The organism is Dysgonomonas sp. Shenzhen-Wh21 (assembly GCF_043392705.1).
In the GTDB taxonomy this organism is placed as follows: Bacteria; Bacteroidota; Bacteroidia; order Bacteroidales; family Dysgonomonadaceae; genus Dysgonomonas.
The window spans coordinates 15,218-41,420 of the sequence record NZ_JAIXHZ010000041.1; the positions used below are offsets into that span (position 1 = coordinate 15,218).

Consider the following 26,203-nt stretch of genomic DNA (forward strand, 5'->3'; position numbering starts at 1 on the left):
TTTAATTGATTTTATCTTCAAGGAACTTTACTATCTGCTCGAGGTAGAGAGCGTCCGTTTTGTCGAAATGATTGAGATGTTCACTGTCTACATCTAAAACGGCAATCACGTCGTTATGGTTGAATAGAGGCACTACTATTTCGGACTGCGAAGCGGCATCACAAGCTATATGCCCGGGGAATTCGTTAACATTCTCTACTATAACCGTTCGCTTTTCTTTCCATGCTGTGCCGCAAACGCCTTTGCCGTATTTGATTCGGGTACAGGCTATTGTTCCTTGGAATGGGCCGAGCACGAGTTCCTCTCTTTTTACTATATAGAACCCTACCCAGAAAAATCCAAATGTCATTTTCAAGGCCGCAGATATATTTGCCATATTGGCAATAGTGTCTGTCTCCCCTTCGAGTAAGCCTTTTAGCTGGGGTAGGAGAGTGAGGTATTTCTCTTCTTTGGAAGAAGTGGATATGTGGAGAGAGTGTGACATGATTAAATTAATTTATTTTATTATAAATTTTCCAACTATGGCATCCCCCTTTACTGAACAGAAAATCGACAACTTTCCCTCTTAATTTGTCTAGAGCATTAATTACATTTATTCGCTTTTGGGGATCTACAATAAATATAATAAATCCTCCCCCTCCTGCTCCGGATATTTTACCTGTAAAAGCTCCAGCATTTAAAGCAATATCAAAAATTTCATCAATATAGCTATTTGATATAGAACTGGCCATTCTTTTCTTATCTTCCCACGCTTTACCTAAAATTTTTGAAAACTGAGTAATATCACCTTTTAAAATAGCTTCTTTCATATCTATAGAACTTTGTTTAATTCTATGCATAGCTTCAATCGCCTCCATATTTTTTGAAGAGGTATTCTTTTTCTGCTCATCAATAATTTTTGCTGATTCTCTAGATGCTCCTGTATAATAAAGGACGATGGATGCTTCAAGCTCATCGATAATCCATTGTTTTATTCTCAACGGATTTACTATAACTTGATCATTGTTTCTAAATTCCATGAAATTGAAACCTCCAAAAGTTGCAGCATATTGATCCTGTTTTCCTCCACTAAGATTAAGTTCGATTCGTTCTATTTCATATGCTAATCTAGCTATCTCATATTCACCTAATGGAAGATTATACCATTCCGCAAATGCTTTAATTATAGAAACAACCATAGTTGATGAAGAACCTAAACCGCTTCCGGGAGGAGCATCAGAATAGGTTGTTAAAGAAAATGATTGAGGCTTTATATTATAATCTTTTACAATTCTGTTATATACAGCTTTGTGAAGATCTAAGTCGCCATTTATAGGTAATGTTTTAGAGACAGGATAATCGGCAAATTTATTTATATCTGGAGCATTAATTGATATTAATCCATTATCAGTTTCTTCAATAGTACAATATGCATATAAACTTATTGTGGCATTTAGAATTAATCCTCCATACTCATCACTATAGGGAGAAACATCACTTCCTCCACCTGCTAGGCCCAATCGTAATGGGGCTTTAGAACGTATGATCATTGCTTATTTTTTGAAGGTTTTAGGTCTTTAAATATAATTTCTTCCACAATACAACATATAATATGTCCGATTAAAATATGAGATTCTTGGATTCGTGGAGTCTCTAAAGACGGCACTTTTAGTGTTAAATCACAGAGATTATTCATCTTGCCTCCATTCTGTCCTGTTAACCCAATACTATAGATGTCTTTTTTCCTACATTCTTCTAAAGCTAAAAGAATATTTTCAGAATTACCAGAGGTACTAAAACCAATAAATACATCACCTTCATTGCCTTGTGCTTGCACCTGTCTTGCAAAAAGTTTTTCATATCCATAGTCATTACCTATGGCTGTTAATATAGAAGTATCTGTACTTAATGCAATCGCGGGTAAACCTGGACGGTCAAAATAAAAGCGGCTAACAAATTCGCCAGCAATATGTTGTGCATCAGCAGCGCTTCCGCCATTTCCTGCGAGTAAAGTTTTCTTGTTATTCTGATAGGCTCTAGTTATTATATCAGCTGCTTTCTGTATATCAAGCAGAAATAACTCATCAGATAAAATTAATTGTTTAACATCAATAGAAGTCTGTATTTGGGATGCAATAACTTTTCTCATAGTTTTATTCTCTAAATGGGTTTTTGTAAAGATCTAATTTTTGTTGTAATAGATAATAAAAAAAAGGAATGTCATCGACCAAATAGCGTTTTATCAATCTTCCAGGATCTTTAATCATACGATAAAGCCATTCTAATGCTAATTTTTGAAATATCTTAGGTGCACGTTTGACGTTGCCTGCTTCAAAATCTATTGTGGCTCCAAGTGCCATAAATAATCTTATATTCGGGAGTTTATTTTTATAACTATATATCCATTTCTCTTGTTTAGGAGCTCCAACACCAACCACTAGAACTGTAGCATCAGTTTTATTTATCATTTGGATAATATCTTCACATTCTTTAGGGTTCTTTTCGAAGCCATACGAGGGAGCATGTGCTCCGACTATTATTTTACGGCCTACTTTCTCATTGATTTTTTTCATTGCAGTAACAGCAACATCAGGCCCAGCTCCAAGTAAAAATATTTTTATCTTTTCATTCTTTTTGTGATAATTATAAAATAGAGGGAAAAAAGAAGAGCCTGGTATAACTTCTTTTATCTGATTTTTTAAAAATTTTAAACTAAGAGCTATAATCTTACTGTCACACACAACCCAGTTCGCTGCACTATATACATTATAGAAGGATTTATCTTTTTGAAGTTTCATAAGAACATCTACATTTATAGGCATTAATATTCCTTCATTAAGTTGTTCTAATAAGTTCTGGCGAGATAAATTCTGAATTTTTATGTTTAATATTCCAACTGTGTTCATTATTAATTAATTAGGTCTTTAAAGTTTTTTGAAATATTATTATCTAAAATGTCAAATGGAATATCTATATTTTTCTTTTTATTTGATGTAAAATCGTAATTATTCAATATTTTTATGCAATTATCAATGTCATTTAATGGTAGATAAATTACATTTTCCTTTAAAGTTTCTCTAAAAATAGGTATGTCAGAGACAAAGACCCTCGCATCACAGGCTAATGCCTCCAATGGAGTTCTGCCAAATCCTTCATACAAGGATAAAAGGAAAAAAGCTTTTGAATAATGGTATAGAGTCATTAACTCTTCATTAGAAATGTAATTTGTGAATATAATTGAATTAGATAGTTCTGTTACTAATCGATTAAGTTCTTTGTCTTTCCCCCAACCCTTCCGTCCAACTAGTACGAGCTTAATGCTATGGTCAATATTCCTATATTCTTTAAATATCTGAAGTAAATATTTGAAGTTTTTCCGAGGCTCAATAGTTGAGACGGATAGAAAATAATTATCAGGTTTTAATTCCCATTGGGATAAGAATGCTTCTTTTATATAATCTTCTGTTTGCAAGTATTTTTTTGAAATATTTTCACCCCAATTAATAACTTGTTTATTTGTATATTTTTCTATCTCTTTTTTTACAGTTTCTGATATAGTAATAATTTTATCAGCATGCTTCAATGCTAAATTTAATTTAGGCTTTATATAAATGCGAGCATTTAAAGAAAGAGTAGAAGAAAAGTGCTTAAATGCTAGATCGTGGATTGTTGTTGCAACTAAATATTTTTTTCTCCAATAAATATCTATTGGAGGAGGAAAAATAGGGAAAATAACAGATTTTATATTTAAACTCCTCACCGTTTTAGAAAGTAATAGATTGTCTACTAATAGTCTATTTGATTCTTTTATTATAATGGTATTAGGATTGTTATCTAATATATTTTCCATTCTGAATATAGGATAGACATCCGCACTAGTTTTTATTAATGCCTGATATAGTTCTATACCATAATTTTCAACTCCTGTTAATTTTCTATTATAAAGTGGAGTCATATCAATCGCTATTTTCATTTATTTTTAGGTCTAATCTAATTAATAACAAGTATATGGCTTATGTGTCTCCGCAAATACAAAAATATATGCTCTATGAATCTAACGCATTGCTAATCCTTCTGATGTTGAAAGACCTTCTATTTCTTGTGCCTATCTTTCATAAACAAGAGGCAACTATATAATTACTTATAACAATAACCTCCATCAATTTCTAGGATTGTGCCATTTATGTATTGGTTATTAATAACAAATATGAATGCATCTACAATTTCTTCAACGGTAGCAAAACGATGCAAGGATAGTTTATTGCATATATTTTCTCTAATATGCATAGGCTTATCTTTTTGCATTTCTGTTTCTACGAATCCAGGCGCAATCACGTTGCTTCTTACTCCATAAGGCTCTAGAAATTTCACTAGATTTTTTGCTAATGCATGTCCAGCTGATTTACTTACACCATAGGCTATAGATAAAGGATGCGGGTATATACCCATTATAGAGCCTGTAAAAATAATGCATTTATCTTTGCTGAGTTTTATATTGTTTAATAAGGATTGAACAAAAAGAAATGGTATCGTTACATTTGTTCTTAAGACTTTCTCAAAACTATCTAGTTCCATATTTTCAAAAGGGGTACGATCCGTAACGGTTGCATTCAATATCAAAACATCAATAGCTTTAACTTCCTCCTTTAATTTATAAATATATTCAATAGCCTTATCGCGATTAGATAGATCAACTTTGTCTATAACAAAATGGTCATTATTATATTTCTGAGAAAATGTTTGGTATAAAATCTCCGCATGGGCATCATCATGGAAGTAAGTCATATATACTTTATATCCTAATGTAAGCATTCTTTTTGATAATGCTAATCCAATTCCTTTTGTACTACCCGTAATAACCGCCGTTTTCATTTGTTTTGTTTATTTAATATCGGGATTTTTCCGTATAATTGACTGTTTTTTTAATTTCTCATAGTTTTCACTTATTTGTTGTTTTAGAGAAGAACTGGAAATACCCTTGCCATACGGAAAATAACAGACTTGTACTCCTAATTCTTTTAAGTAATCGTATTTTCCTACCCAATCATTACCTACAACAAAGACGTCTATATTTAGATTCCTGACAACATCCGTATGATCTAAAGACTCTTGAGGAATTACAATGTCAGGGTATTTTAAAGCTTTAATTATGGCAATACGTTCCTCAAAAGGAATGATTGGGACAGGTTTATAAGAACTAACTAACTCATCAGTACTAACACCCACTATTAATATATCACCTAGACCTCTTGCATATTCAATCATTTTTAAATGATTACTATGGAACATATCAAATGTTCCCGATGTGTAAATGACTAACTTATCTTTTATCATAATATTAACTACAAACAATTCATTGCTTTATTTTTCATGTGTAAAATTTACTCTATGCTATTTAAATATGATCTTTGGATACAAAAAACATTTCCTTTAAGTGAATGCGACGTTTTTCGACTGGAGGTACCTCCATATAATTATTATATAAACTTTTTAAATATGCGTCGCTATTTTCTACACCAGAAAGTGTAATGTTTTCAAATTTATATTCTTTTGGATTTCCGATTATCTTCGCTGATATTAGCTCTTTTAATCCCCAAGCCCCATAAAAATTACAAATACAATCATTCCTTTTTCCGTGATGCTCTCTAAGCTTAAATAGATAATCAATTAATTTATGAATAGTGAAACGCGAGAATGGGTAAATAATTTTAGCTATAGAAGCTATTTTTTTTTTCACTCCTTTTCTCTGAGATGTATCAGTGAATATGATAGCTTGTAGAGTAACTAGTTTTACAATAATTGAGTTTAAACTAAATATACTTTTCTTACTATTAGTTCTATATAAAGGGAAAATATCCAAGAAGACCCCTATTTTATCATTGCATTCAGACTTACCCACTTCATTAATCAACGTTCGAGTATCTTCTATCTTGATGAAATTCACATAAAAAAGATCGCAATTTTTTATTGTTCGAACTTTATAGTATTCGGGTAGTTCTAATGATAAGGCTTCTAATAATATAGGAAAGAATTCGGAAGAGACTCCAAAATCCATATCGTCATCCCATGGAATGAATCCTTGATGTCGAACAGCCCCTAGCATAGTTCCTCCTAGCATATAATACGGTATTTTGTTGTTTTTACATATTCTATCAAATGTAATAGCTAAATCTAGAAGAAGTGCATGCAGTTCATGTGAATTTATTTTTTTCATTTGCTAGTATTTTTTCGTATTACTTGTGTCAACATTACGGGTTCGTCGGTAGTTATAAAATCTACATCTTCCTTTAAGAATTCTTTCATCAGTTCTACATCATTTACAACCCATACGTTGGTCATTAAACCCAAATTTTTTGCTTCTTTGATCCAGTTGATATTTTTATTAAAGATACTATAATTATATGAAATACCACTTAACCCAAGTTCTTTGACTCTTGATGGAGCTAAATCTCCATTTGTGTAAAATATCTTAGCTGAAGGGTTCAATTTTCGCATTTTTGTGCAAATATTTAAACTGAAAGAGATATAATTAACTTGTTCATCCATATTATAATTTCCAACTAGTTCTCTTATGATTTTGACCGCATCATCTTCTTTATCTTTTGTTGAAAGGGGTTTGATCTCCAATATTAGTTTGGTCTCTTTATGTTTTGCACCTACAATTAAGTATCTTTCTAAAGTTGGTAATATTTCACCATTTCTCAATATATAATTTTTAATATTTTTATAGGGTGTATCTTCAATGGTCATTTTATTTATATACTTTTCGTGACTAATAACCGGTATCCCATCAGATGTAATAAATACATCAAATTCAGATCCGTAAAATCCCCTCATTTGTGCATTAGTCAGTGAAGATATCGAATTTTCAGTAGAACCCTTAATATTCCAATATCCTCGATGAGCAATTATTTTAGTGTGTTTATTTATATATTCTATATCTTCAGCCTTTTCGTCTTGACACGAATTAAATATTATTATAAATATTAAGAATGTTCCTATATGCTTTAAATAACTGCTATATGCTTTTTTTCGTTTTGGATTCATATTATAGTATGCTGCATTTTTAATATATAATTATTTTTTTTTAATCCTTAAGAATATCAAAAACCGTTTGACTATTTTTCTAATAAAAAAGTAAGAAAATGCAAAAAATGGAAACTTTGTTGATTTATTAGCCTTAAGTATTTTATAACGTTCAATATCTGTATGTAAAGGAGCCATACCACTTGTCCCTTCAATAAAAAAATATGCAATATCTTTTTTTATTTGTTTAAAGTGATATCCTTGCAAATATAACTTTTGAGTTAAGTCAAAATCAGCTCTTAAGGGATATTTAGTATTAAACCCACCCATAGATTCAATCGCCGAACGTCTCATAATCATTCCTTGATGACAGCAGATCATTACATATTTAATCATAGTATAATCTTTAGCCGTCCAATATCTTAGAGTCTCATTAGGATAACGGTCAATAGTATTTCCGTATACTACATCAAATCCAGTTGACTCCTCGATTAACACCTTTATTGCATCAGGGAGCAATTCGTCATCGGATCCTAGAACATGTATCCAATCTCCTTTTGCTAATTTCCATCCTTTATTTAATGCATCGTAAATACCTTTGTCAGGTTCTGATAGAACACAAAATTTTTCAGATTTGTATTTCTCAAGAATATTTAATGTATTATCGGTCGAACAACCATCAATGACAATACATTCTATATTAGGGTAAGTCTGGTCTAAAACACTTCTAATAGCTCGTTCTAAAAATGTTTCAGCATTATATGTTGCAATAATAATAGAAACTAGTTCCATCTTTTTTATCTATTTAATGAATGATATCCCATATAAACATACTTGTTTCAGGGGTTGCGGATAATAAGGGTGCAATCCAATTATACCCGTAATTTATTATTAAAAAAAACATAGCGCAAAAGGTATAAATATCTGTCTTTTTAGTCTCTGATAGTACAACTCCTGCTACAAACATTTCGAAAGTATTAAACCCAAGACCGATCCTCATCGGCAGTTCAATATCTCCAGATACTTTTAATATAATAATTGAGAGATAAAACAGGAAAAAAGGTAATCTGAAGTTCTGGATACGATTCAAATATTTTACTCCAAAATAAATAAGGATTACATTTGATAATAACCGTCTAAATAAAAGAGTGATAGATGCTATATTTCCATCTGATCCTGCATCAGTAAACCAAAATTCAGCATTGTTTAAATAACCTGAAAATTTCACATCCTTATCTAAGCTAAGAGCATCAAAAAGAATAACATATTCACTCCAATATTCAATTTTCCACATAAAGAAGACAATCAAATATAATGCAATAAGTGGATAAGGAGATTTAATAGGAATTTTTATATAATAAAATAATAAGAAAAAAGGCAGAAAGATAAAAGATGCAGTATGAATTAGTATCCCAATAAGCATAAAACCCAAACATTTCCATATATGATCCTTCATTAAATATAAGAATGCGATAAGGATAAAGGCCATTGCTAAATATTGTCGAATTGCAGCAGTGGCCCAATAAGAGCCTGTAACAATAAAAAATATAGGTAGAGCATACATGGCTATTTCTCTATAGTTTTTCAGTAGCATCATTACAGCAACTATCAGGACGAAGCTATAAAGAATAAATGCTCCATAATACGGTATATCCAGTGCGCTGAGAATCTCGTTTACAAATCTAAATCCCAATTCTTTCTTTTCTGCAAGATCCATATTCTCATATTGGAGCTTGTACCATAGATAATCAGGACCTCTACCATATCTTAGTCCTTTAATTAAAGAATATGATATAATAACAATGCTCGAATAGATCCAAAATTGATCTTTTCTGCCTTTGCTTATTCCAAATCCACAAAAGATGAAAATAAATAATAGAAGTGTTTCTAAAAATATGTAGTTACCTACTGATCCCATTAACCTAAAGATTTAATAAACCTGGCTGGATTCCCTGCCCATATTTCATTTTTTGGAACGTTCTTAGTCACAACTGAACATGCTCCAATAATTGAATTTTCACCTATTGTTACTCCTTTCAATATAGTTGAGTTTGCACCTATAAATACGTTATCTTTTATAATAACAGGAGAAGTTTTAATATTCTCTTTAATTTCAGGAACTGCTGTGCGTTCTTTATAGTCTAGTGAATGATGATCCGTATCATATATAACAGTTCCTCCTCCTATGCGTACATTATTTCCGATTTCTACTTTACTCCAGCAAACTATTGCAGTTGCGCTTATGCCTACATTGTTCTTTATATTTAATTCACCTCCCTTTGCTACTACAAAAAAACAAGGTTGTTGCCTCCCTATCATATTATTAAGAAGTCCATTATTCATCTTAAACTTATATCCAATAGATACTTCAGCATCTAGATCGATATGACAAATAGGAATTCCATTCGATTTAAAATCAGAAGAAAACTTCACTCCGTTTAGTTTAAGCTTAAGGAATGTAATAACCCATTGAGTTTTCATCAAAACCCTAAAGATTTTATTTATTACTTTATATAAGTATGCAAAAATAATCATAATAAGTTTTTACATTTATAAAAGAATATGGGATTTATATAGATAAGAATATAACTGAAGAACACCTTAAAACCAAAATGCTTAAATGTAAATCTATTTATATTACTACATGCTTTTTCTTTTATATAATTTTTATACTCATTATAAAACTCTTTAAATTCTTTTGTCTGCCATTGATCTTTGGCAAATAGAATTGAAACTCTTAGTGTATTAAAAATAATAACATTAAACTTCCTTTTGTCATTAATGTCTTCTATCATATTAGTACAAAAAATAGCTAAATCTTTATGAATACAAATTAAGTCTTCTGAATTTTTCTTTTTCCACGAACTCATTATTGAACCAGAGGAACGAAGACGATAATTATAAATAGAATTGCTCATGATGTAAATATCATTTGCAAGATATAACATTTTAGGACCAAACTCTCCGTCTTCATGTAATAAGTTGGGACGGAATTTTAAATTATTAACAAGTAAGAAATCTCGCTTTAGTATAAAGCGTGGAGATGCACCGTAAGGCAAATTTTCAAACAGGTAATTTTTACCTTTTATAAGAATATTATCAGCTATGGAAAAATCATTCCCTATATTGATGTCATCTTTTACTCTATTCAGCGGGGTAGCATAGACATCAGCTTCATATTTATCTATCAGCTGATAGAGTTTCTTAAGAACATCTTTTTCTATCCAATCATCACTGTCGATAAACCAGATATATTGTCCATCAGCAATTTTTAGACCAGCATTCCTCGCTTCACTTAATCCCTTATTCTCTTGATTGATAATAGTTATATTTGAATATTGGTGCATGTATTTACTGACAATACTCATACTATTATCTTTTGTCCCGTCATTAACAATAACCACATCATAAGTATCAAAGGGCACATCTTGCGAATATATGGACGTTAAACACTTTGCTATGTATGGTTCTACGTTATATACAGGGACTATAATGCTTAGTCTTTTGGGTTTCATTTATTAAATTGCTTAACGGACAATTCCGTCCTTATATTTTATTCTTTATTTTCTTTATTTTAGCTACGAATCTCGCAAGAAAATATCTGTTCTTTAAATTCAAAAGATTCCAAATTTTCTTCTCCAGTTGCATATACCTTGGCACCCAACTGGCTGCATAATGATGAATTGTGTATGTATTCTTAGTAATATTTATCTTATCTGTTTCGAATGACTTTGGCGAAAAATAATCAGAAGGATAGATTGTCAATCCGGATATGGTTTGTAATTTACCATTTAACAGTAGGCCTTTTTCAACCAGGATATTTGTCATGTGAACAACTACAGTCTCGTAATTGAAAGATCCATCAGATAGGATGAATGATTTGTTATTATATCTATTCAGAATATCTTTTATTAATTTATCTTCTTTTTCTGCACCTAATATTAGGCCAGGAGCAACCATCGTGTCTGTTTCAAATCCAGCAAATGCTTTATTTGTTAACAAGCTATCTAAAGACTTTAATACTTCTACATCAACGTCCAGATATATCCCTCCTTCGTCATGTAGAACTTTAAAGCGTGCATAGTCGCTTACATACGCATATTTCTTTACGTTATATGCCTCTTGTGTATAAGGTATTATGTCTACATTAAAGTTGTCTTCATTCCATTCTTTTATCGCATAATCAGGAAGATACTTTTTCCATGATTCTATACACTTTATAGCTAATGCAGGCAATGGTTTTCTTCCAAACCAACAGTAATGAATAGTCTTGGGGATCATACATGTTTGTTTTTAAGATTCAAACTCTTCTTTTGCTTTCTTTAGTTCTTTTAAATAGCCTTTTCCGTAACGAAGGTCAGGTTCCATATAGTTTCCTTCACCCCACTCATTCCATGACTTAATAAAGACAAGGGGTTCATTATCTGTTTTCATCTTTAATGTTTCAAAAACTTGCTTAGCATGCATGCCAAAATATTCCGGAGTAGAGTTATCTAATAAATGTCCTCCCATACCACTTCTTGGGGTATGATCAAAATTAGGGATTAAGGTTGGAACTATAAATTCTTCTTTCTCTTTTTCTCCAACAAACTTAGAATAGCATTTTCTATAGTCAATTCTTCTGTTTTTGGGGAAAAATTTAACCTTTGTTAGTTTTAATGTTTTCAGATAAATTTTTGTCAACAAGTTCTTCTTCTTATTGTAAGAGAATTCTTCATAAAGACGTACAGCATTCACTGCATCAAAACCTAAAGCTAGAATCTCATCCCCTACAGAATCAACATATTCAGTTTGTCCTATAAAATAAATTCCATTCAATCCATTTTTGATAGCTAATTTTTGCCACAATTCGATAAATTCCTTTACATTAGGAAACGCTAGAGGTCTGTATATCATAAACAGAGGTTTGTCATCTTTCCTAAGATAGCGAGGGTCTTTGAATGCTGAGAGTAAATGTTCAAAATGTAATATATTTGAGTTCTCATTTCCATATTTTTGCTCTACAAGTAATTTTTTTTCAGAGGTGCCATCATGTCTCCAAAACTTTGTATGCCAACTTTCATTAGCCCAGCATAGCATAAAAGGAAAATCAGGCTCACCAGAACTAAGGACCTCATTAAAGGGTCTCTCCAGCTCTTGGTGATTGTCATCGAACCAATAATGATAGTAGCAAAATGCATCAACACCGTATTCTCGAGCCATGTCAGCTTGCATTTTTCTAGCTTCAGGCATTCGCAAATCGTAAAATCCAAGATCTGCAGGAACTCTAGGTTGATAATGCCCTTTAAAAAGAGGCCTTGCTTTACAAAGGTTAGTCCATTCAGTAAATCCTTTTCCCCACCAAATATCATTATTAGGTGTAGGATGAAATTGAGGTAGATATAATGCAATTATTTTAGCTTTTTTTTTCATATTTCTTTGTATTATTACTAAAGTAATCTTTGTTTTATTAGATAAATAATCTTTGCTTTTTGGTTTTTCTGTAAAATGAATATGCCCATGATAATTGTGGTAATTATACCTATAAGGGAAGCATATAGTATGAAATCCAGCCAGTTATTAATGATGAAATATCGTTTCAAGAGTGAGAGGCTAATTATTATTATTGTAGATAGAAATAGAATTTTCAATATCAAAGGGTAGAATGTATACCATTTGAGCCCTAGACATTTCGCGCCATATATTGGTAAATATGTTAAACCTCGTATTGCACCCCAAATGAAATGTGCAACGACAATAGACAAAAGTTTATGATATTCGCTATCAAAATAAAAGATTCCTATAAAAATAGTCGCAGATAAAAGAAGGTTGAATATAAATAAAGTTATTGATACTTGTTTTACTTTATTTGTAATAGTAAAAATATTCCACAAACTTTCTATCGGCATGAGGATCAACATACTTAATATAGCAATTGAAGAAAGAACACTTAAACGATTAGCATCTTGTGTAGGTACCCAAAACTGAAAAAAGACTTCACCTAAAATAAGGAATACTATTAGTGGAAGCGCAGACAAAATACCCATAATTCGTATGTTGTTCAATAGTTCTTTTTTTAACTGCAGAATCTCACCTTTCGCATACAATTCTGTTAATTTAGGGGCAAATACTGCCGCAATAGAACTGCACAAAGATAAGATTACTATTGGGACAGCTTTACTGATAGAAAGTGTACCCATAGCCGTAGCACTAATAAAAAGATTGGCGAGCAATAAATCTATACCTGTAGATAATACTTCACTTAATTTGCTAAATAAATTCCAGACTCCCGAAAAAATAAGTTCCTTTACTAACTTAAAGTCATATAATGACTTATTTATTTTAAAACCAGGCAGTAAATTTCGAGTTAATCTGCGATTAGTTATTGCAATAAATAAAGTTGCTGCTATGGCAGAGATACCATAATACCATAGATGTGGTACAAATAGCAGGAAAGGTGTTATTATAAAGAGTACTCTTAATAGATTAGAAACTATATTTCTTAGAGAGGATAGATCTAATCGGTTTTTAACAAAAGTAGCTATAGAGTATACATTAGAGGTAAGTGCTATAATTGAATTAATGAATGTCAATCCAAATAATAATTTTACATCTCCAACTAGTTCAGGTGGAATCTGTATAAGGTAATTAAGAAATCCAACTATAAATATTGCAAAAAGTGCTATAACTATAGCTAAGAAAAGGTTCGAATAGTACACAGAGGCAAACTATTTTTTTGCGAGTTCAGTATCACCTCTATGAAAACTGACTGTTATAAAACGAGCAGCCATTGAATTAAGTGCGATGGTTATTAGTGTTGTATAGGAAACAAAGTTATTAGCTAGTCCGATAAACCCATATGCCTCAGCTCCTAATTTAGCTATAACAAAAGGCGCTAAGAAGAAGTTAATGATAAATCCTACAATAAACGCAAATAGCTGCGCTACAAGGTTTATACCTAAACGTTTTTTATCTTCCATTAAAGCTTATTTGTCAATTTTTAGCATATATGAAATCCTTACAATTTTGGATATACGCTTATATTTTAGTTTGCGAATCAAAATTATTTTATTTCAGTATTCTTTTTCGATATTCCCAATAAATCGTCTTTTAGTACCCATGCTGATGCACCCATTAAAGATGAAAATAAAAATACGATCATAATTAATTTTTTCGAAGGCTTAGAAGGTTCCAGTGGCTGTACTGCTGGCTGTATGACAGTGAAAACAGGAGTGTTATCTTGTACTTTTATTTTTGCTAATTGAAGTTGTTGTGCTGTCTGGTTATAAACAGAATAAGCCAGATTAACTTCATTTTGTAATCGCTCCTGGGTTGTTCTGAAGGAGGCGGAGACGACATTCAGGTTACCATCAATAAATACAGCTAAATCTTTCTGTGCTTTATAATAATTTTCTTTGGATTCTTGATATAACTTTTGTGCATATTCTAAATCTTGACGTGTTTTTTGCGTGCGATAATCAATAATATATGACTGGAGATATGATGTTAATGTATCAGCTATATATGCAGAAATTTCAGGGCTTTGCATTGTAACATCAATAGTTGTAATTCCTGTTTTTTTATTAAAGCCTATAGCTAATCTGCTCTTCAGATTATCTAATATTTTTTGTTCTTCTTTTGGTATGAAGTAATTGTTGTAAGTCTCCTTCTTGTCTGTTATATCTTTGTTCCTTTCAAATGAAAGTAGTCCTTTCAATAATCTAGGAGCTCCTAATATGTGATTCCACCATGCTGCTGACTGATAATTATTAAGGTATGCGTATAAAGTTGTGTCGATTTTTTTTTCAGAATCCATTACAACAATATTTAACAACCCTTGTGAGAAAAGTGAAGAATTCACAATATCTGGGTATAGATCTGGCGTGGCCAAAGCGTTTGTTCCGGGAGCTCCCCCTAAATTTATGCCTGCCAAAGATGCCAAAGAACTCAATGTCCCAGATGATGAGGACTGGGTATCTGGGAGTAGCACCACCGTCGTTGTATATTCCTTAGGTATACTAAAGGCAACTACCAATCCGAAAATAAAACCTATACCAACAACTTTTAGTATAAACTTTTTCTTTAGCCAGATTTTCTTACCTAATGCTAGCAGGTCAATTTCTTTTTCCTCTGATATATTATTTTGTCTTTGTCCTTCCATTTTACTTGCTCAAATTATTTATTAATAAAGCAACGACAGAAGCCATAGATGTAACACTGGTACCTAGGCTTAATATCTGAGCTAATGACATTTTCTCTTTCTGTTCCTTAGATGGGATAACAATATTACATCCGGGTTGGATTGCATCTCTATTTGAACCCTTAACCTTAGCAACAGTTCCATTCATATATACAATATATGCTCTTTTCTTTTCTGCCAAATCACTGTATCCTCCAGCTTGATTAATGTAATAAGATACTTTCTGTCCTCTTTTGTATAGAACAGTATTTGGGTACATGACGGAACCATTAATTTTTACAGTGTTATCATATTCCGGTACAATAAGTTGATCTCCTTCTCGAAGAACAAGGTCATATTCTGATTTTGGATTTGCAATCGCTTTGTCCAATTCTATACCTACTGAGTAATAAGGATTAATGTTTAGTAAATCTGTAGAAATAGAGTCCTTCAGTCCCTTTGATAGGGCTTGCATAGCTTTTCTCTCTTCAGTCATTTCCATTATTGTTTTCTCTCTTAACAACCTTGCTCCGGCAGAAAATGCATGGGGGGTTAAATTGCCAGCTCGTTTTACAATATCCGATAGTCTTTCGGTTTTCTCCTTCAAAGCATATTTGCCCGGAAATAGAACTTCGCCCGCAATTTCTATATTTCTTTGTTCGATATATCCCGGACTACGCCTTACGTAAACTTGATCGTATGGATTCAATACAAAATCGGGTGGACCATCTACTACCAATCCATTCTTTATATTAAATGTATAGATATCGGCTATCACATTTGGGCTCTCAATACTTAAAGGGTCAACGATCCTTCTCGAAACATCCACTTTTGCTAAAGAGGCTGATTTCAGAAGACCTCCAGCTTTGATGATTAAGTCTTCGATACTTGTTCCTTCGGCATAGTCATATTCACCCGGAACCTGTACATCGCCATAAATTGTGAAGCTGCCCAATTCAACTAATACACTATCTGAAGCCACAAGAAGCATATCATTTTTCTTCAGATTGATATCTGCGGTACGGCCTTCAAGAAGATTTTTCAAGTTAATAGGAACTGTTTCACGAGTTAAGTCTGCTCTTTCCCTTGTGAGTATCGCTCTGTTGAGGAATGCATTTTCTTTAATACCTCCGGCTTTCTCGATTAGATTCTTTATTGTTTTTATCTGTTCGCCCACTTCATAGTAACCGGGTCTGAATACTGCACCTTTTATTTCAACTCTATTGTCAAACTGATTTAAGCCCGCACTAACAAAGATGCTATCTTTATCGTCTAATATGAAATTCTCAAAATCTTTAGAACTAACAGTATAGGCCTTATCGTATTTTCCTGTTTTTCTAGTAATATCTATTTTGTCTTTGTATGCATCGCCTGTAAAACCTCCCGAATATTTAATTAAGTCTGAAAGGGTTTCGGTTACTGTCATCTCATAAAACATAGGGCGTTTTATTTTCCCTACTATCTCTACAAGAGAGATGTATGGAGGAACCATAATAATATCTCCATCCATCAAACGGGTTTCGCCACTTGCATTCCCATTCAATAGATACTGATAGATGTCTATTGTTTTTATGAGCTTACCTTTACGATACAGTTGAATAGAACGTAAAGAACCGATGTCATTTATCCCTCCTGCATTGTATAAAGCATGAAATACCGATGAGAGAGAAGATAAGGCATATGTACCCGGTACAGCAACCTCTCCTAATATGTTTATCTGGATAGTACGTATTTGGCCTAAAGTAAGTTTTATTTGGGAAGATCCTCCTTCGTTACCGATGCCTGAATAAACACTAGAAAACTTTTGTTGTATATAAGAGTTCGCTTCTCTTATTGTCATTCCGTTTAAGTAAACAGGGCCAAGCCTGTCTACTACAATACTCCCTTCCGGAGAAATTATTTGTTGCAGTGATGCTTGAGAAGCCCCCCAGATATCAATGACTATTTCATCACCGGGTCCTAATTTATAATCTTCGGGCGTCGGGATATTCATATTAGGTAGAAATGAAAGATTCTTTTGGTTGAATATATTTTTACCGAAAATTACAGGTTTGTTATCTTCTAAAAGGCCATATTCTCGTTGGTATTCCAACTGTCTGGCTATGGAGTCATTTCTAAGAGCGTACGTTTCACTCGTTACGTCTTTTCTGAGTGTCGGTCTGCTTGTCGGGGTGTTTATATTGCTGGTATTCTGATTTTGCTGATTTACCTGACTTTTTATCCTTAATAGCTGGTCTTGAGTTGCTCCCCGCTTCAAAAGTTCGGTAGCAATCATTTGTTGGGAAGTTCCTTTGGCTGCCTCTGTTTTAACATATTCTATGACCTGTGAGTCGGACATCTGGGCAAACAACAGGTTTCCTGAAATTAATGAAATAAAAAAATAAAGAATAACTCTTTTCATATATTTAAAATATTAAAGGCTTAAAAGCAATGACTCTAGATTTTCTATGTTAATTTGTATTCAAGGTTTATTATTTTAGTAAACAATTCAATAATCTATAAATATCCTTTTGCAACAACCATCAGCGTGTATCTAGGTGCCTGTCAGATGGTTCAGGGGTAATCTATTTTGATATTGTGTCTCGATCATACAATGTTTGTTATTTTTAACTTTACAAATGTAGCTAATTTTTAAGTTAAAACAATTTTAGATAATATATATATTGGTATCCGGAGTCGGTTTCAATACAATCAAGATTGAGGCTACTTTTGATTTCCAAATAACTCTTCTTCAACGATACAGCAAATAATATGAGCTATAAGTATATGTGATTCCTGTATTCTTGGAGTTTCCTCCGACGGAACTTTTATACAAATATCAGATAGCTCAGAAGCTTTGCCTCCCGATTTACCCGTCAAAACTATAGATTTTATGCCTTTTCCTTTACATGCATGCAGTGCCCTGACAATGTTTTCGGAGTTGCCGGATGTTGTAAGACCGATAAAAATATCGCCTTCTGCACCCTGAGCATGCACTTGTCTCTCAAAAAGTCTGTCGAATCCGTAGTCGTTTCCTATTGCTGTTATAATAGATGTATCAGTTGATAATGCTATGGAAGGAATTCCGGGCCTATCGAAATAAAATCGGCTGACAAACTCCCCGGCTATATGTTGTGCATCTGCAGCACTTCCTCCATTTCCTGCAATCAGTGTTTTTTTTCCTCTTTTATAAGCATCCACTGTTGCTGTAGCAGCATCTTTGATACTTGCCATGATCGCCGGATTGGATAGTATAGATTCCTTTACAGAGATAGACTTTCGGATGTGCTCTGTAATAATTTGTTCAAGTTCCATATTCTGTTTTAGCTAATTAGTCCCAAAAGTAACTTTTTTTTAACAATTTTCACGGTTAATTGTTAGTAACTTTTTAAATAAAAGAGAACATCATCTTTTTCATTTCTACAACTTATAATTATCTTTGCCTCTATGGAAAACAAAGTCTTTACATATTTAGAATTTGCCTTGCCAATCCATAACTGTGTGATTATACCAGAGTTGGGTGGGTTTATTGTCAATCAGGAGGAACCATTGCATCATATTGATGCTAATGTTTCCGTACCCGGATATATGATAACTTTCAACCCTGATCTGAAGCATGATGATGGTGTAATCGTCTCTTATTATATAAGAGACGGGAAAATGACATATAATGCTGCATTGCAAAAAATAAAAGATTTTGTCAAAGGGTTAAAACAAGAGCTTTCTACTCAAAAGCCTGTAACTTGTGGAAGATTGGGTAGTTTATATATGAATAAGGAAGGTAAACTTCTGTTCGAGGCTAATCCATCTTTTGTGTTTCCATCTCTTTATGGTCTTACCGCTGTAGGGTTAAGCAATCTGTCGGATATAAATAGACGGGAGTCTGTTTCGAGAAAAAGCTTTCCGATTAAATATGCTCTCGGAAGTGTTGCTGCTGCTGTGGTTGCCATGTTTTTATTCACAGTGCCATCGGCAAATGTAAGTAACAATACAGATATGCAAAGCGGGATACCTCAGCAATCGGGCTTTATCTATTCTCTTGCAGAACAAGTAAAACCATTATTAGATCCTGATTCTGTTAAGGTTGTAGAAGCCAAGGTAGAGAATAAAGAGTCTCAAACACCGCCTCAATCTTTACGTACATACTATATCATTGTAGGAGGAGAGGATACGCAATCGAGAGCAGAACGTTTGTTGGACAAGATTAAGAAGAGTGGTCTTCAGAGTGTAAATATCTTAGAAGCAGGAGGTCGTTTCCGTATCTATGTAGCTTCATTCTCTGATAAGCCTGAAGCCGAAGGCTTTTTGGACACATTCCGTAAAGAGAATCCAAAATACGAAACAGCTTGGTTGTATTCCAAAAGGAACTAATTAGTAGAGCGATATATAGCAAAAAAAGAGGAAAGATAAGTTTTTCCTCTTTTTTGATTTTATAAATATCGTATTTATTCTTTTTCTCCGTATGCCAAATCTCCGGCATCGCCTAATCCGGGAACGATATATGCCGATTCGTTCAGTTCTGGATCGATAGCCGCAGCCCATATTGTAGTCTTTTCCTGAGGGAAGTTTTTTGCACAATAGTCAATAGCTTGCTTGCTTGCTATTATAGTCGCTATATGCACATGGCTTGGCTCACCTTTTGTCAATAGCGCCTGATATGATAAATCCATACTGCCACCTGTAGCTAACATCGGGTCGGTAAGGATCAAAACCTTATTCTCTATTTGTGGAGAAGCGATGTATTCGATGTGGATATGAAAACTTTGATGGTTTTCTCTGTATTTCCTATAGGCAGAAACAAAAGCATTCTCTGCTTTGTCGAAGCATTCCAGAAATCCATGATGAAAAACAAGTCCTGCACGAAGTATTGTAGCGATAACGATAGGGTCGGTAGGCACATTTGTAATCGATGTACCCAGAGGTGTTTGAGTTTCGAGCGGCGCATAATTCAGTGTTTTACTGATCTCATAAGCCATTGTTTCTCCTATGCGTTCAACATTTCGTCTGAAACGCATACTATCCTTTTGGATGTCTACATCGCGCAATTCGCTGACAAAACGATTGAGGATAGTGTTTTGCTCTGAAAGATTTATAATTCTCATCTTGATTTTTGACTTTAAAGGTATAAGTTTTCTTTCACATTTCTATTTGTCTTACCAAGGAATTTATTCATTCCATATTTTCCATGCCGCAATGGCTTGCAGCTCGAGCATTTGGGCTCCGTTTTTTATACTAGCCTTATTCTCTTTGCCCAGCCTCAGAAACTTTGTTTCAGCCGGATTATACACCAGATCGAACAGTAGGTGTCTGTCTGTGAGTAGGGTGTATGGGATGTCGGGGGCATTGTCTACGTCCGGAAAAGTGCCGAGTGGCGATGTGTTGACGATGACGGTATATTTCTCCATTACCTGTGAGTCAATATCGTTGTATGATAATTGTCCTTCACTCGGAGTTCTCGATACATATATCCACTCTATGCCTAGTGCATCTAACGCTCCTTTTACCGCCTTGGATGCACCGCCTGTTCCTAATATCAATGCTTTTTTATGGATAGCCGTATTGATAAGCGGCCTGATAGACTCCTGAAATCCGATAATATCGGAGTTGTATCCGATCAATCTTGTTGCATTGTTTTTGTCTCGGATTACTTTTATCACATTTACTGCCCCGATACTTTCAGCCCCTTTGTCGAGTCCATCGAGGTATGGTATTATTTTTTCTTTGTATGGGATTGTTACATTCAGACCTTTAAGGGTTGTATAGTTGCGGATAATATCAGTAAATTGAGAGATATCTTCAATTTCAAAATTGAGATACTCTGCATCAATTCCCTCCTTTTCGAATTTCTCGGTAAAGAATTTCTTGGAAAATGAGTGTTTCAGAGGGTATCCGATTAGTCCATACGTGTCCATAATGCTGATTTTTTCTCTATACTGCAAAAAAATAGGATAACTCCAATTTGGTGTTACCCTATTTTTTAATCATTTACCTATTACTTAGAAGCTTCAGGTTTGTAGCGGCTATTCAACAGGGTTATCACCTTCTGTGTAATATCATAACCATCTTTGGCTAACAGAACATTATCCAAACCTGTATTGCTAAATATCATTTGGTAGTTGGCTGTTTTGTTCATCTCCTTCAATATCAGGCGAACAGAATCGGCCATCTGTGTATTTACTTTTTGCTGTTCTCTCATGTAATCTTCTTGCAATTTTTGAGCCATTGCATGCAGGTCACTTTCCAGTTTCTGGATGCGTGCAGCTTCTTGCTGTGCTCTTTCTTGGCTTAAGAATGCATTGTTTTGAACTTTTCTCTGAAATTCTGCGCCTTCGGCTTCTAGTTGTCTTTGCTTTTGGGTAAGAGTAGCATTTGAACTATTGTACTTTTTCATCAACGCATCATTCGCATCTTTAGCATAATTGTAGTTTATCAAAAGTGAATCTACATTTACATAAGCTATAGGAAGCATGCCGGTAGAGTCTCCTTTTGTGAATGTGAGAGATGAGTCTTCAGTTCCTGTGTTTCCCTTATTAGATGTGAAAAATAAAATGAAAAGGACGATTATTGCAACAGCAAAAACGCCATTAATAATGTAAGAGATATTTTTCATTTATAAAAACATTTAGTTAATCTTATCCTGTAGCAAAAAACAAGGCGCAATTATGCCTGTGTTTTTTAACGACTTGGCAAAGATATATCTTTATGTTAAAACAACATCAATTTTAAACCTTTAAAAGTTGTAAAAAAATTGCATTTTAAGGTATATCTCTTTAATTTTATATGTTATTATGAAAGTGTAAGTAATAATTAAAATATTAATATGACAATTAAAGATTTAAAACCGAGTGGTATATGGAATTATTTCCACGAAATAACTCAAATTCCGAGACCTTCTAAAAAAGAAGAAAAAATAATCGCCTACCTATTAGAATTCGCAAAAAAACATAACCTGCAAGCCAAAAAAGACGATGCAGGCAACGTTTTGATAACAAAACCGGCAACCAAGGGTAAAGAAAATCTTCCGACCGTAATACTCCAAGGGCATGTAGATATGGTGTGCGAGAAAAATAGCGGAACCAAGCACGATTTCGACAACGATCCGATAGAAACCTATATAGATGGAGATTGGCTCAAAGCCAAAGGAACAACCCTGGGTGCTGATAATGGTATGGGTGTTGCTGCTGCTTTGACTATCTTGGCGTCTGATACAATAGAGCATGGCAAGCTCGAATGTTTGTTTACCGTAGACGAAGAAACAGGTTTGACAGGGGCGTATGCTTTAGGAAAAGATTTCCTTACCGGAGACGTGCTTATCAATCTGGATACAGAAGAAGAAGGTGAAATATATATAGGATGTGCCGGAGGGAAGATTACCACTGTTACATTTACATATAAGAAAGAAGAAGTACCTGCAAATTATTTTTGGTTCAAAGTTCAGGTAAATGGATTGAACGGAGGACACTCAGGAGCCGAAATTCACAAAGGATTGGGTAATGCCAATAAGATATTGAACCGCTACTTGTGGGAACTCAATAAAAAACAAGATTTGGTCCTTGCCGAGATCGATGGAGGAAACCTTCACAATGCGATTGCCCGCGAGGCTTATGCTATTGCCGGAGTACCTTACAGCAAGAAGGAAGATGTAATCGTAGAATTGAATACGCTCGTTCCGCAAATAGAGGGCGAACTCAAGGTTGTAGACCCGAATGTGAAAATGACGGTGTCTTCGACAGATATACCGGCTTTTGTTATCGATAAGGAAACAACCGGTAACTTGCTGAACGGAATTTATGCTTGTCCTCATGGTGTATTGGCGATGAGCCATGAAATACCCGATTTGGTAGAAACTTCTACAAATCTGGCATCCGTGAAGATGAAAGAAGGCAATACAATTGTTATAACAACAAGCCAAAGAAGCTCTACCAACTCGTTGAAAGATGATGCGGGTAATATTGTAAATGCAGTATTTACATTGGCTAAAGCTGAGGTTGTGCATTCGGCAGGCTACCCCGGATGGAAGCCAAATCCGGACTCTAAAGTATTGGCGGTGGCTAAGAAGGCATACGAAAGCCTGTATGGTAAAGAACCTGAAATAATGGCTATACATGCCGGATTGGAATGTGGTCTGTTCTTGGAGAAATATCCGCATTTGGATATGATTTCATGTGGTCCGACAATTCGTAACGCGCACTCTCCCGAAGAGCAGATAGAAATTCCTTCTGTAGCCAAATGGTGGCCTTTCTTATTGGAAGTGTTGAAGAATATTCCGGCTAAATAAAGAGAAGCCGGTTGTAAGAATACGAGTATGGGTGTGTGTAAAAAGTGACTTTGATTGTAAAGATTTACTTTTGACATACGCTCATATCTTTTTTTCTCTTTTTTTAAGTAGTCAAGTAACAAATACAATCGTATATTGTTCTTATTACTTAGTATTAATTAAATCAATTGAATTATGGATAAAATGAAAATAGATATATGGTCGGATATAGCTTGTCCGCACTGCTATATTGGAAAACGTAGGCTCGAAAAAGCTTTGGAGCAATTCCCGCATCGTAAGAATGTAGAGGTTGTATGGCACAGCTATGAATTAGATCCTAGCTTGCCGAAGAAAGCCGGAACACAATCTATTTACACTTATTTTGCCAAGAAGTTTGCTATGTCCGAAGATGAGGCTCGCCGTACGCAGGCCAAAGTGGCGCAGATGGCTAAGGGAGTTGGGTTAGACTATGACTTTGATAATCTCGTTGTGGTTAGCACATCCGATGCTTTGAGATTGGTGAAACTGGCAAAGGAGTCTGGTTTGGGAACTGAGGCCGAAGAAGTTTTGTTTGATGCTTATTTTGTCAAAGGTAAGAATATAAGCGACCCTGCTGTGTTGGTACTGTTAGGTACAAGCATCGGTCTGCAAGAATCTGAAATCTTGGCTATGCTCGATAGTGATAAATATCTTTCGGAAATAAAGAAGGATATAGAATACAGTGAAAACGAGCTTGGATTGGAATATATTCCTTTCTATTTGTTTAATAATAAGCAAGTGGTGCAAGGCTCTATCCCTGTGGAAGATTATCTCAAAGTGCTGAATGAGGCTTATGCCGAATGGGAAGCAAGCGGGGCTTCGTCCGGAAAGGGAGAAATTATAAGCGGTCAATCGTGCTCGATAGACGGAGTATGCGGCTTATAGAGATCTGATATATAAAAGAGGCTATCTGGTAGTTTTTACTGTTTTTTGTCATATTGGATATCTTGAACATCTTGAATTGGATATCGGGAGAGGAAAGTGAAGATGATGACAAAGAAGCTCTGATGAAAAAAAACTATAAGACAGCCTCTTTTCTTGTGATACTAAGACTTTTTGTATAATATTGTTATCGGATAATGCTAATTGTTTAACGCACAATTTTTTATATTTATAATTATCTAGTAGAAGAGGCTTAGTTGCCGAATGTAAAAGGTGACAAATAAAAACAATAGAAAAAGTGTTACTTTTGTTACTTTTTAACAATCAGTGAAATGAAAGTTGTTGTATGATAGATGAATACGAAGTAATCAAAAAGTAACACCAAACTTAATAACTGTAACAAATGAAATATAGAGTAGTAGAGCCAAGCAAGATTAATGTCTTTTCTTCATTAATGAAGTCCACCGGGGCTTCTGTCCTGCTAGTCTTGTTTCTTATGTTATTTAATAGCTGTCAGGAGGGTAATGACTTTTCGGATAGCGAAGAACTCACGCTCTCATTCTCTAATGATACAATTCGTTTCGATACCGTTTTTACAACCTTGGGCTCGGCTACAAAACAGTTTAAGATATATAATAGAAATAATAACTCACTAACCATACAATCCATCGAATTGGTGAACGCTTCAAAAAGCAGTTTCCGTATGAACATAGACGGCGAAAAAGGAACCAAGCTCTCCAATGTGGATATACTGAAAAAGGATAGTCTCTACGGATTTGTTGAGGTAACGGTAGATCCCACCAATACAAAGAACCCAGTCCTGATAAGGGATTCTATTCGCTTGGCTGTGAACGGTAATATACAGTATGTGCAGTTGGAGGCCGTAGGGCAAGATGCATATATCTGGAAAGACAAGGTGGTGACAACCGACTCGGTGATAACAGGAGATAAACCACTGCTTATATACAATTCGCTTACCATAAATAAAGGTGTGACTCTGGAAGTGCAGAAAGGTACTACTTTCTTCTTGCGGAACAATGCGACTGTAGATGTACATGGTACTATCAGGGCGCAAGGAACGGTACAAGAACCAATCGTTTTCAGGGGTAGCCGTTTTGATAATATAGACGGAAATATACCATACGATAATACTCCCGGACAGTGGACCGGGATAACTTTCCATGCTGATAGTTATGAGAATATTCTCAATAATGTAATTGTAAAAAATGCAGTGCGGGGAGTAACTTTTTCGCCGGCAGATACCCAATACAAGAAGGCAGAATTTACAAATACAATTGTACAGAATACATCAGAGTATGGCTTGTTGGCGATAAACTGTTATATAAACTTTCAGAATTGCCTGTTTTCGAATTCAAAAGGTGCGGCTATTTCGTTGATCGGCGGGAAATACAACTTCTTACATTGCACGCTGGCTAATTATTATAGATGGTCGATGCGTCAAAAGGAGTGTCTGGTTGTCGGGAATGTGTATGAGGGAAAGGCTTATGGTTTGGATAAATGTGATTTTATCAACTCTATTGTATCCGGCTCAGCTTCGGGTGAACTGCTGCTAAGTGGAGTTAGTACAGTCGAGTACAACTATAAATTTCAGAACTGCCTGATTAAAGCCCTTGAACAAAAGAATGAGCACTTTGTAAATACTGTATGGAACGCAGAACCATTGTTTGTAAATATAAATAATAATAAGGACTATTCATATAATTTCGAACTGCAAGCCACATCACCTGCTATCGGTAAGGCAGACAAATCTTATTCGTTGCTACTTCCTTACGATCTAAAAGGACGTTCGAGACTTGCGGATACCGATTCTGATATTGGCTGCTATGAACGGGGTGAGTAAAAGGCTGTTGTTCTTGGTGCTC

The 26,203-nt window shown here is 34.3% G+C and carries 27 protein-coding genes; 4 read left to right on the forward strand and 23 right to left on the reverse strand.

What is annotated here, in order from left to right; translation table 11 throughout:
• Position 1: 1 nt before the first annotated feature.
• From LDB17_RS02140 to LDB17_RS02235, 20 genes are all read right to left on the reverse strand, one after another.
• Complete coding sequence (locus tag LDB17_RS02140; RefSeq protein WP_252638569.1) at positions 2–484, reverse strand: GAF domain-containing protein; 483 nt, start codon at positions 482–484, stop codon at positions 2–4.
• Between the two features lie 7 nt (positions 485–491).
• Positions 492–1,529, reverse strand: a complete 1,038-nt coding sequence (locus tag LDB17_RS02145) for a dehydrogenase (RefSeq protein WP_252638570.1) — start codon at positions 1,527–1,529, stop codon at positions 492–494.
• On the reverse strand, positions 1,526–2,128 hold the full coding sequence (locus LDB17_RS02150) for an SIS domain-containing protein (RefSeq protein ID WP_252638571.1): 603 nt from the start codon (positions 2,126–2,128) through the stop codon (positions 1,526–1,528). Before LDB17_RS02150 ends, LDB17_RS02145 begins: the two co-directional genes overlap by 4 nt.
• Before the next feature lie 4 nt (positions 2,129–2,132).
• Positions 2,133–2,885 (reverse strand): WecB/TagA/CpsF family glycosyltransferase, encoded by a 753-nt coding sequence (locus LDB17_RS02155; RefSeq protein ID WP_252638572.1) that lies wholly within the window; start codon positions 2,883–2,885, stop codon positions 2,133–2,135.
• A gap of 2 nt (positions 2,886–2,887) precedes the next feature.
• Positions 2,888–3,952 (reverse strand): glycosyltransferase family 1 protein, encoded by a 1,065-nt coding sequence (locus tag LDB17_RS02160; protein ID WP_252638573.1) that lies wholly within the window; start codon positions 3,950–3,952, stop codon positions 2,888–2,890.
• A 164-nt stretch (positions 3,953–4,116) separates the two neighbouring features.
• Positions 4,117–4,851: an SDR family NAD(P)-dependent oxidoreductase gene (locus tag LDB17_RS02165; RefSeq protein ID WP_252638574.1), complete on the reverse strand. Its 735-nt coding sequence runs from the start codon at positions 4,849–4,851 to the stop codon at positions 4,117–4,119.
• 9 nt (positions 4,852–4,860) lie between these two features.
• On the reverse strand, positions 4,861–5,313 hold the full coding sequence (locus LDB17_RS02170; RefSeq protein WP_252638575.1) for an adenylyltransferase/cytidyltransferase family protein: 453 nt from the start codon (positions 5,311–5,313) through the stop codon (positions 4,861–4,863).
• A gap of 61 nt (positions 5,314–5,374) precedes the next feature.
• Entirely contained in the window at positions 5,375–6,193 is an 819-nt protein-coding gene (locus LDB17_RS02175) for a phosphorylcholine transferase LicD (RefSeq protein ID WP_252638576.1), read from the reverse strand.
• On the reverse strand, positions 6,190–7,026 hold the full coding sequence (locus LDB17_RS02180; RefSeq protein ID WP_252638577.1) for a glycerophosphodiester phosphodiesterase family protein: 837 nt from the start codon (positions 7,024–7,026) through the stop codon (positions 6,190–6,192). The genes LDB17_RS02175 and LDB17_RS02180 overlap by 4 nt, the downstream gene beginning before the upstream one ends.
• 30 nt (positions 7,027–7,056) lie before the next feature.
• A complete protein-coding gene (locus LDB17_RS02185) occupies positions 7,057–7,797 on the reverse strand; it encodes a glycosyltransferase family 2 protein (protein ID WP_252638578.1) in 741 nt (246 codons plus the stop codon).
• A 13-nt stretch (positions 7,798–7,810) separates the two neighbouring features.
• Positions 7,811–8,923 (reverse strand): EpsG family protein, encoded by a 1,113-nt coding sequence (locus tag LDB17_RS02190; RefSeq protein ID WP_252638579.1) that lies wholly within the window; start codon positions 8,921–8,923, stop codon positions 7,811–7,813.
• On the reverse strand, positions 8,923–9,486 hold the full coding sequence (locus LDB17_RS02195) for an acyltransferase (RefSeq protein WP_252638580.1): 564 nt from the start codon (positions 9,484–9,486) through the stop codon (positions 8,923–8,925). Before LDB17_RS02195 ends, LDB17_RS02190 begins: the two co-directional genes overlap by 1 nt.
• A gap of 50 nt (positions 9,487–9,536) precedes the next feature.
• A complete protein-coding gene (locus LDB17_RS02200; protein ID WP_252638581.1) occupies positions 9,537–10,520 on the reverse strand; it encodes a glycosyltransferase family 2 protein in 984 nt (327 codons plus the stop codon).
• Positions 10,521–10,551: 31 nt separating this feature from the next.
• A complete protein-coding gene (locus tag LDB17_RS02205) occupies positions 10,552–11,286 on the reverse strand; it encodes a glycosyltransferase family 32 protein (protein ID WP_252638582.1) in 735 nt (244 codons plus the stop codon).
• 12 nt (positions 11,287–11,298) lie between these two features.
• On the reverse strand, positions 11,299–12,417 hold the full coding sequence (locus LDB17_RS02210) for a glycoside hydrolase family 99-like domain-containing protein (RefSeq protein ID WP_252638583.1): 1,119 nt from the start codon (positions 12,415–12,417) through the stop codon (positions 11,299–11,301).
• A gap of 17 nt (positions 12,418–12,434) precedes the next feature.
• Positions 12,435–13,703, reverse strand: coding sequence for a hypothetical protein (locus LDB17_RS02215; RefSeq protein WP_393924866.1), 1,269 nt, complete (start codon positions 13,701–13,703; stop codon positions 12,435–12,437).
• A 9-nt stretch (positions 13,704–13,712) separates the two neighbouring features.
• Complete coding sequence (locus tag LDB17_RS02220) at positions 13,713–13,964, reverse strand: hypothetical protein (protein WP_393924867.1); 252 nt, start codon at positions 13,962–13,964, stop codon at positions 13,713–13,715.
• A gap of 83 nt (positions 13,965–14,047) precedes the next feature.
• Positions 14,048–15,145, reverse strand: a complete 1,098-nt coding sequence (locus tag LDB17_RS02225; RefSeq protein WP_252638585.1) for a Wzz/FepE/Etk N-terminal domain-containing protein — start codon at positions 15,143–15,145, stop codon at positions 14,048–14,050.
• Position 15,146: 1 nt separating this feature from the next.
• Positions 15,147–17,564, reverse strand: a complete 2,418-nt coding sequence (locus LDB17_RS02230) for an SLBB domain-containing protein (RefSeq protein ID WP_252638586.1) — start codon at positions 17,562–17,564, stop codon at positions 15,147–15,149.
• Between the two features lie 302 nt (positions 17,565–17,866).
• On the reverse strand, positions 17,867–18,457 hold the full coding sequence (locus LDB17_RS02235; protein WP_252638587.1) for an SIS domain-containing protein: 591 nt from the start codon (positions 18,455–18,457) through the stop codon (positions 17,867–17,869).
• Positions 18,458–18,589: 132 nt separating this feature from the next.
• On the opposite strand from LDB17_RS02235, the gene LDB17_RS02240 reads away from it, so the two are divergent.
• Positions 18,590–19,513, forward strand: coding sequence for an SPOR domain-containing protein (locus LDB17_RS02240; RefSeq protein WP_252638588.1), 924 nt, complete (start codon positions 18,590–18,592; stop codon positions 19,511–19,513).
• Positions 19,514–19,587: 74 nt separating this feature from the next.
• Here the strand turns inward: LDB17_RS02240 and upp are convergent, their stop codons facing one another.
• From upp to LDB17_RS02255, 3 genes are all read right to left on the reverse strand, one after another.
• Positions 19,588–20,244 carry a uracil phosphoribosyltransferase gene (upp, locus tag LDB17_RS02245; protein WP_135104806.1) on the reverse strand — a complete coding sequence of 219 codons (657 nt, stop codon included), beginning with the start codon at positions 20,242–20,244 and terminating at the stop codon, positions 19,588–19,590.
• Positions 20,245–20,307: 63 nt separating this feature from the next.
• Complete coding sequence (locus LDB17_RS02250; protein ID WP_252638589.1) at positions 20,308–21,054, reverse strand: shikimate dehydrogenase; 747 nt, start codon at positions 21,052–21,054, stop codon at positions 20,308–20,310.
• Positions 21,055–21,134: 80 nt separating this feature from the next.
• On the reverse strand, positions 21,135–21,752 hold the full coding sequence (locus tag LDB17_RS02255) for an OmpH family outer membrane protein (RefSeq protein WP_006843300.1): 618 nt from the start codon (positions 21,750–21,752) through the stop codon (positions 21,135–21,137).
• A 210-nt stretch (positions 21,753–21,962) separates the two neighbouring features.
• On the opposite strand from LDB17_RS02255, the gene LDB17_RS02260 reads away from it, so the two are divergent.
• The 3 genes from LDB17_RS02260 (at position 21,963) to LDB17_RS02270 (ending at position 26,181) form a co-directional block, all read left to right on the forward strand.
• On the forward strand, positions 21,963–23,420 hold the full coding sequence (locus LDB17_RS02260; protein WP_252638590.1) for an aminoacyl-histidine dipeptidase: 1,458 nt from the start codon (positions 21,963–21,965) through the stop codon (positions 23,418–23,420).
• 174 nt (positions 23,421–23,594) lie between these two features.
• Entirely contained in the window at positions 23,595–24,323 is a 729-nt protein-coding gene (locus LDB17_RS02265; RefSeq protein ID WP_252638591.1) for a DsbA family protein, read from the forward strand.
• A 400-nt stretch (positions 24,324–24,723) separates the two neighbouring features.
• Positions 24,724–26,181: a choice-of-anchor Q domain-containing protein gene (locus LDB17_RS02270; RefSeq protein WP_252638592.1), complete on the forward strand. Its 1,458-nt coding sequence runs from the start codon at positions 24,724–24,726 to the stop codon at positions 26,179–26,181.
• Positions 26,182–26,203: the final 22 nt, after the last annotated feature.

Bases quoted from the DNA above. Each gene is read 5' to 3' on its own strand.
- LDB17_RS02140 (WP_252638569.1), bottom strand. From the start codon at position 484: ATGTCACACTCTCTCCACATATCCACTTCTTCCAAAGAAGAGAAATAC.
- LDB17_RS02145 (WP_252638570.1), bottom strand. From the start codon at position 1,529: ATGATCATACGTTCTAAAGCCCCATTACGATTGGGCCTAGCAGGTGGA.
- LDB17_RS02150 (WP_252638571.1), bottom strand. From the start codon at position 2,128: ATGAGAAAAGTTATTGCATCCCAAATACAGACTTCTATTGATGTTAAA.
- LDB17_RS02155 (WP_252638572.1), bottom strand. From the start codon at position 2,885: ATGAACACAGTTGGAATATTAAACATAAAAATTCAGAATTTATCTCGC.
- LDB17_RS02160 (WP_252638573.1), bottom strand. From the start codon at position 3,952: ATGAAAATAGCGATTGATATGACTCCACTTTATAATAGAAAATTAACA.
- LDB17_RS02165 (WP_252638574.1), bottom strand. From the start codon at position 4,851: ATGAAAACGGCGGTTATTACGGGTAGTACAAAAGGAATTGGATTAGCA.
- LDB17_RS02170 (WP_252638575.1), bottom strand. From the start codon at position 5,313: ATGATAAAAGATAAGTTAGTCATTTACACATCGGGAACATTTGATATG.
- LDB17_RS02175 (WP_252638576.1), bottom strand. From the start codon at position 6,193: ATGAAAAAAATAAATTCACATGAACTGCATGCACTTCTTCTAGATTTA.
- LDB17_RS02180 (WP_252638577.1), bottom strand. From the start codon at position 7,026: ATGAATCCAAAACGAAAAAAAGCATATAGCAGTTATTTAAAGCATATA.
- LDB17_RS02185 (WP_252638578.1), bottom strand. From the start codon at position 7,797: ATGGAACTAGTTTCTATTATTATTGCAACATATAATGCTGAAACATTT.
- LDB17_RS02190 (WP_252638579.1), bottom strand. From the start codon at position 8,923: ATGGGATCAGTAGGTAACTACATATTTTTAGAAACACTTCTATTATTT.
- LDB17_RS02195 (WP_252638580.1), bottom strand. From the start codon at position 9,486: ATGAAAACTCAATGGGTTATTACATTCCTTAAGCTTAAACTAAACGGA.
- LDB17_RS02200 (WP_252638581.1), bottom strand. From the start codon at position 10,520: ATGAAACCCAAAAGACTAAGCATTATAGTCCCTGTATATAACGTAGAA.
- LDB17_RS02205 (WP_252638582.1), bottom strand. From the start codon at position 11,286: ATGATCCCCAAGACTATTCATTACTGTTGGTTTGGAAGAAAACCATTG.
- LDB17_RS02210 (WP_252638583.1), bottom strand. From the start codon at position 12,417: ATGAAAAAAAAAGCTAAAATAATTGCATTATATCTACCTCAATTTCAT.
- LDB17_RS02220 (WP_393924867.1), bottom strand. From the start codon at position 13,964: ATGGAAGATAAAAAACGTTTAGGTATAAACCTTGTAGCGCAGCTATTT.
- LDB17_RS02225 (WP_252638585.1), bottom strand. From the start codon at position 15,145: ATGGAAGGACAAAGACAAAATAATATATCAGAGGAAAAAGAAATTGAC.
- LDB17_RS02230 (WP_252638586.1), bottom strand. From the start codon at position 17,564: ATGAAAAGAGTTATTCTTTATTTTTTTATTTCATTAATTTCAGGAAAC.
- LDB17_RS02235 (WP_252638587.1), bottom strand. From the start codon at position 18,457: ATGGAACTTGAACAAATTATTACAGAGCACATCCGAAAGTCTATCTCT.
- LDB17_RS02240 (WP_252638588.1), top strand. From the start codon at position 18,590: ATGGAAAACAAAGTCTTTACATATTTAGAATTTGCCTTGCCAATCCAT.
- upp (WP_135104806.1), bottom strand. From the start codon at position 20,244: ATGAGAATTATAAATCTTTCAGAGCAAAACACTATCCTCAATCGTTTT.
- LDB17_RS02250 (WP_252638589.1), bottom strand. From the start codon at position 21,054: ATGGACACGTATGGACTAATCGGATACCCTCTGAAACACTCATTTTCC.
- LDB17_RS02255 (WP_006843300.1), bottom strand. From the start codon at position 21,752: ATGAAAAATATCTCTTACATTATTAATGGCGTTTTTGCTGTTGCAATA.
- LDB17_RS02260 (WP_252638590.1), top strand. From the start codon at position 21,963: ATGACAATTAAAGATTTAAAACCGAGTGGTATATGGAATTATTTCCAC.
- LDB17_RS02265 (WP_252638591.1), top strand. From the start codon at position 23,595: ATGGATAAAATGAAAATAGATATATGGTCGGATATAGCTTGTCCGCAC.
- LDB17_RS02270 (WP_252638592.1), top strand. From the start codon at position 24,724: ATGAAATATAGAGTAGTAGAGCCAAGCAAGATTAATGTCTTTTCTTCA.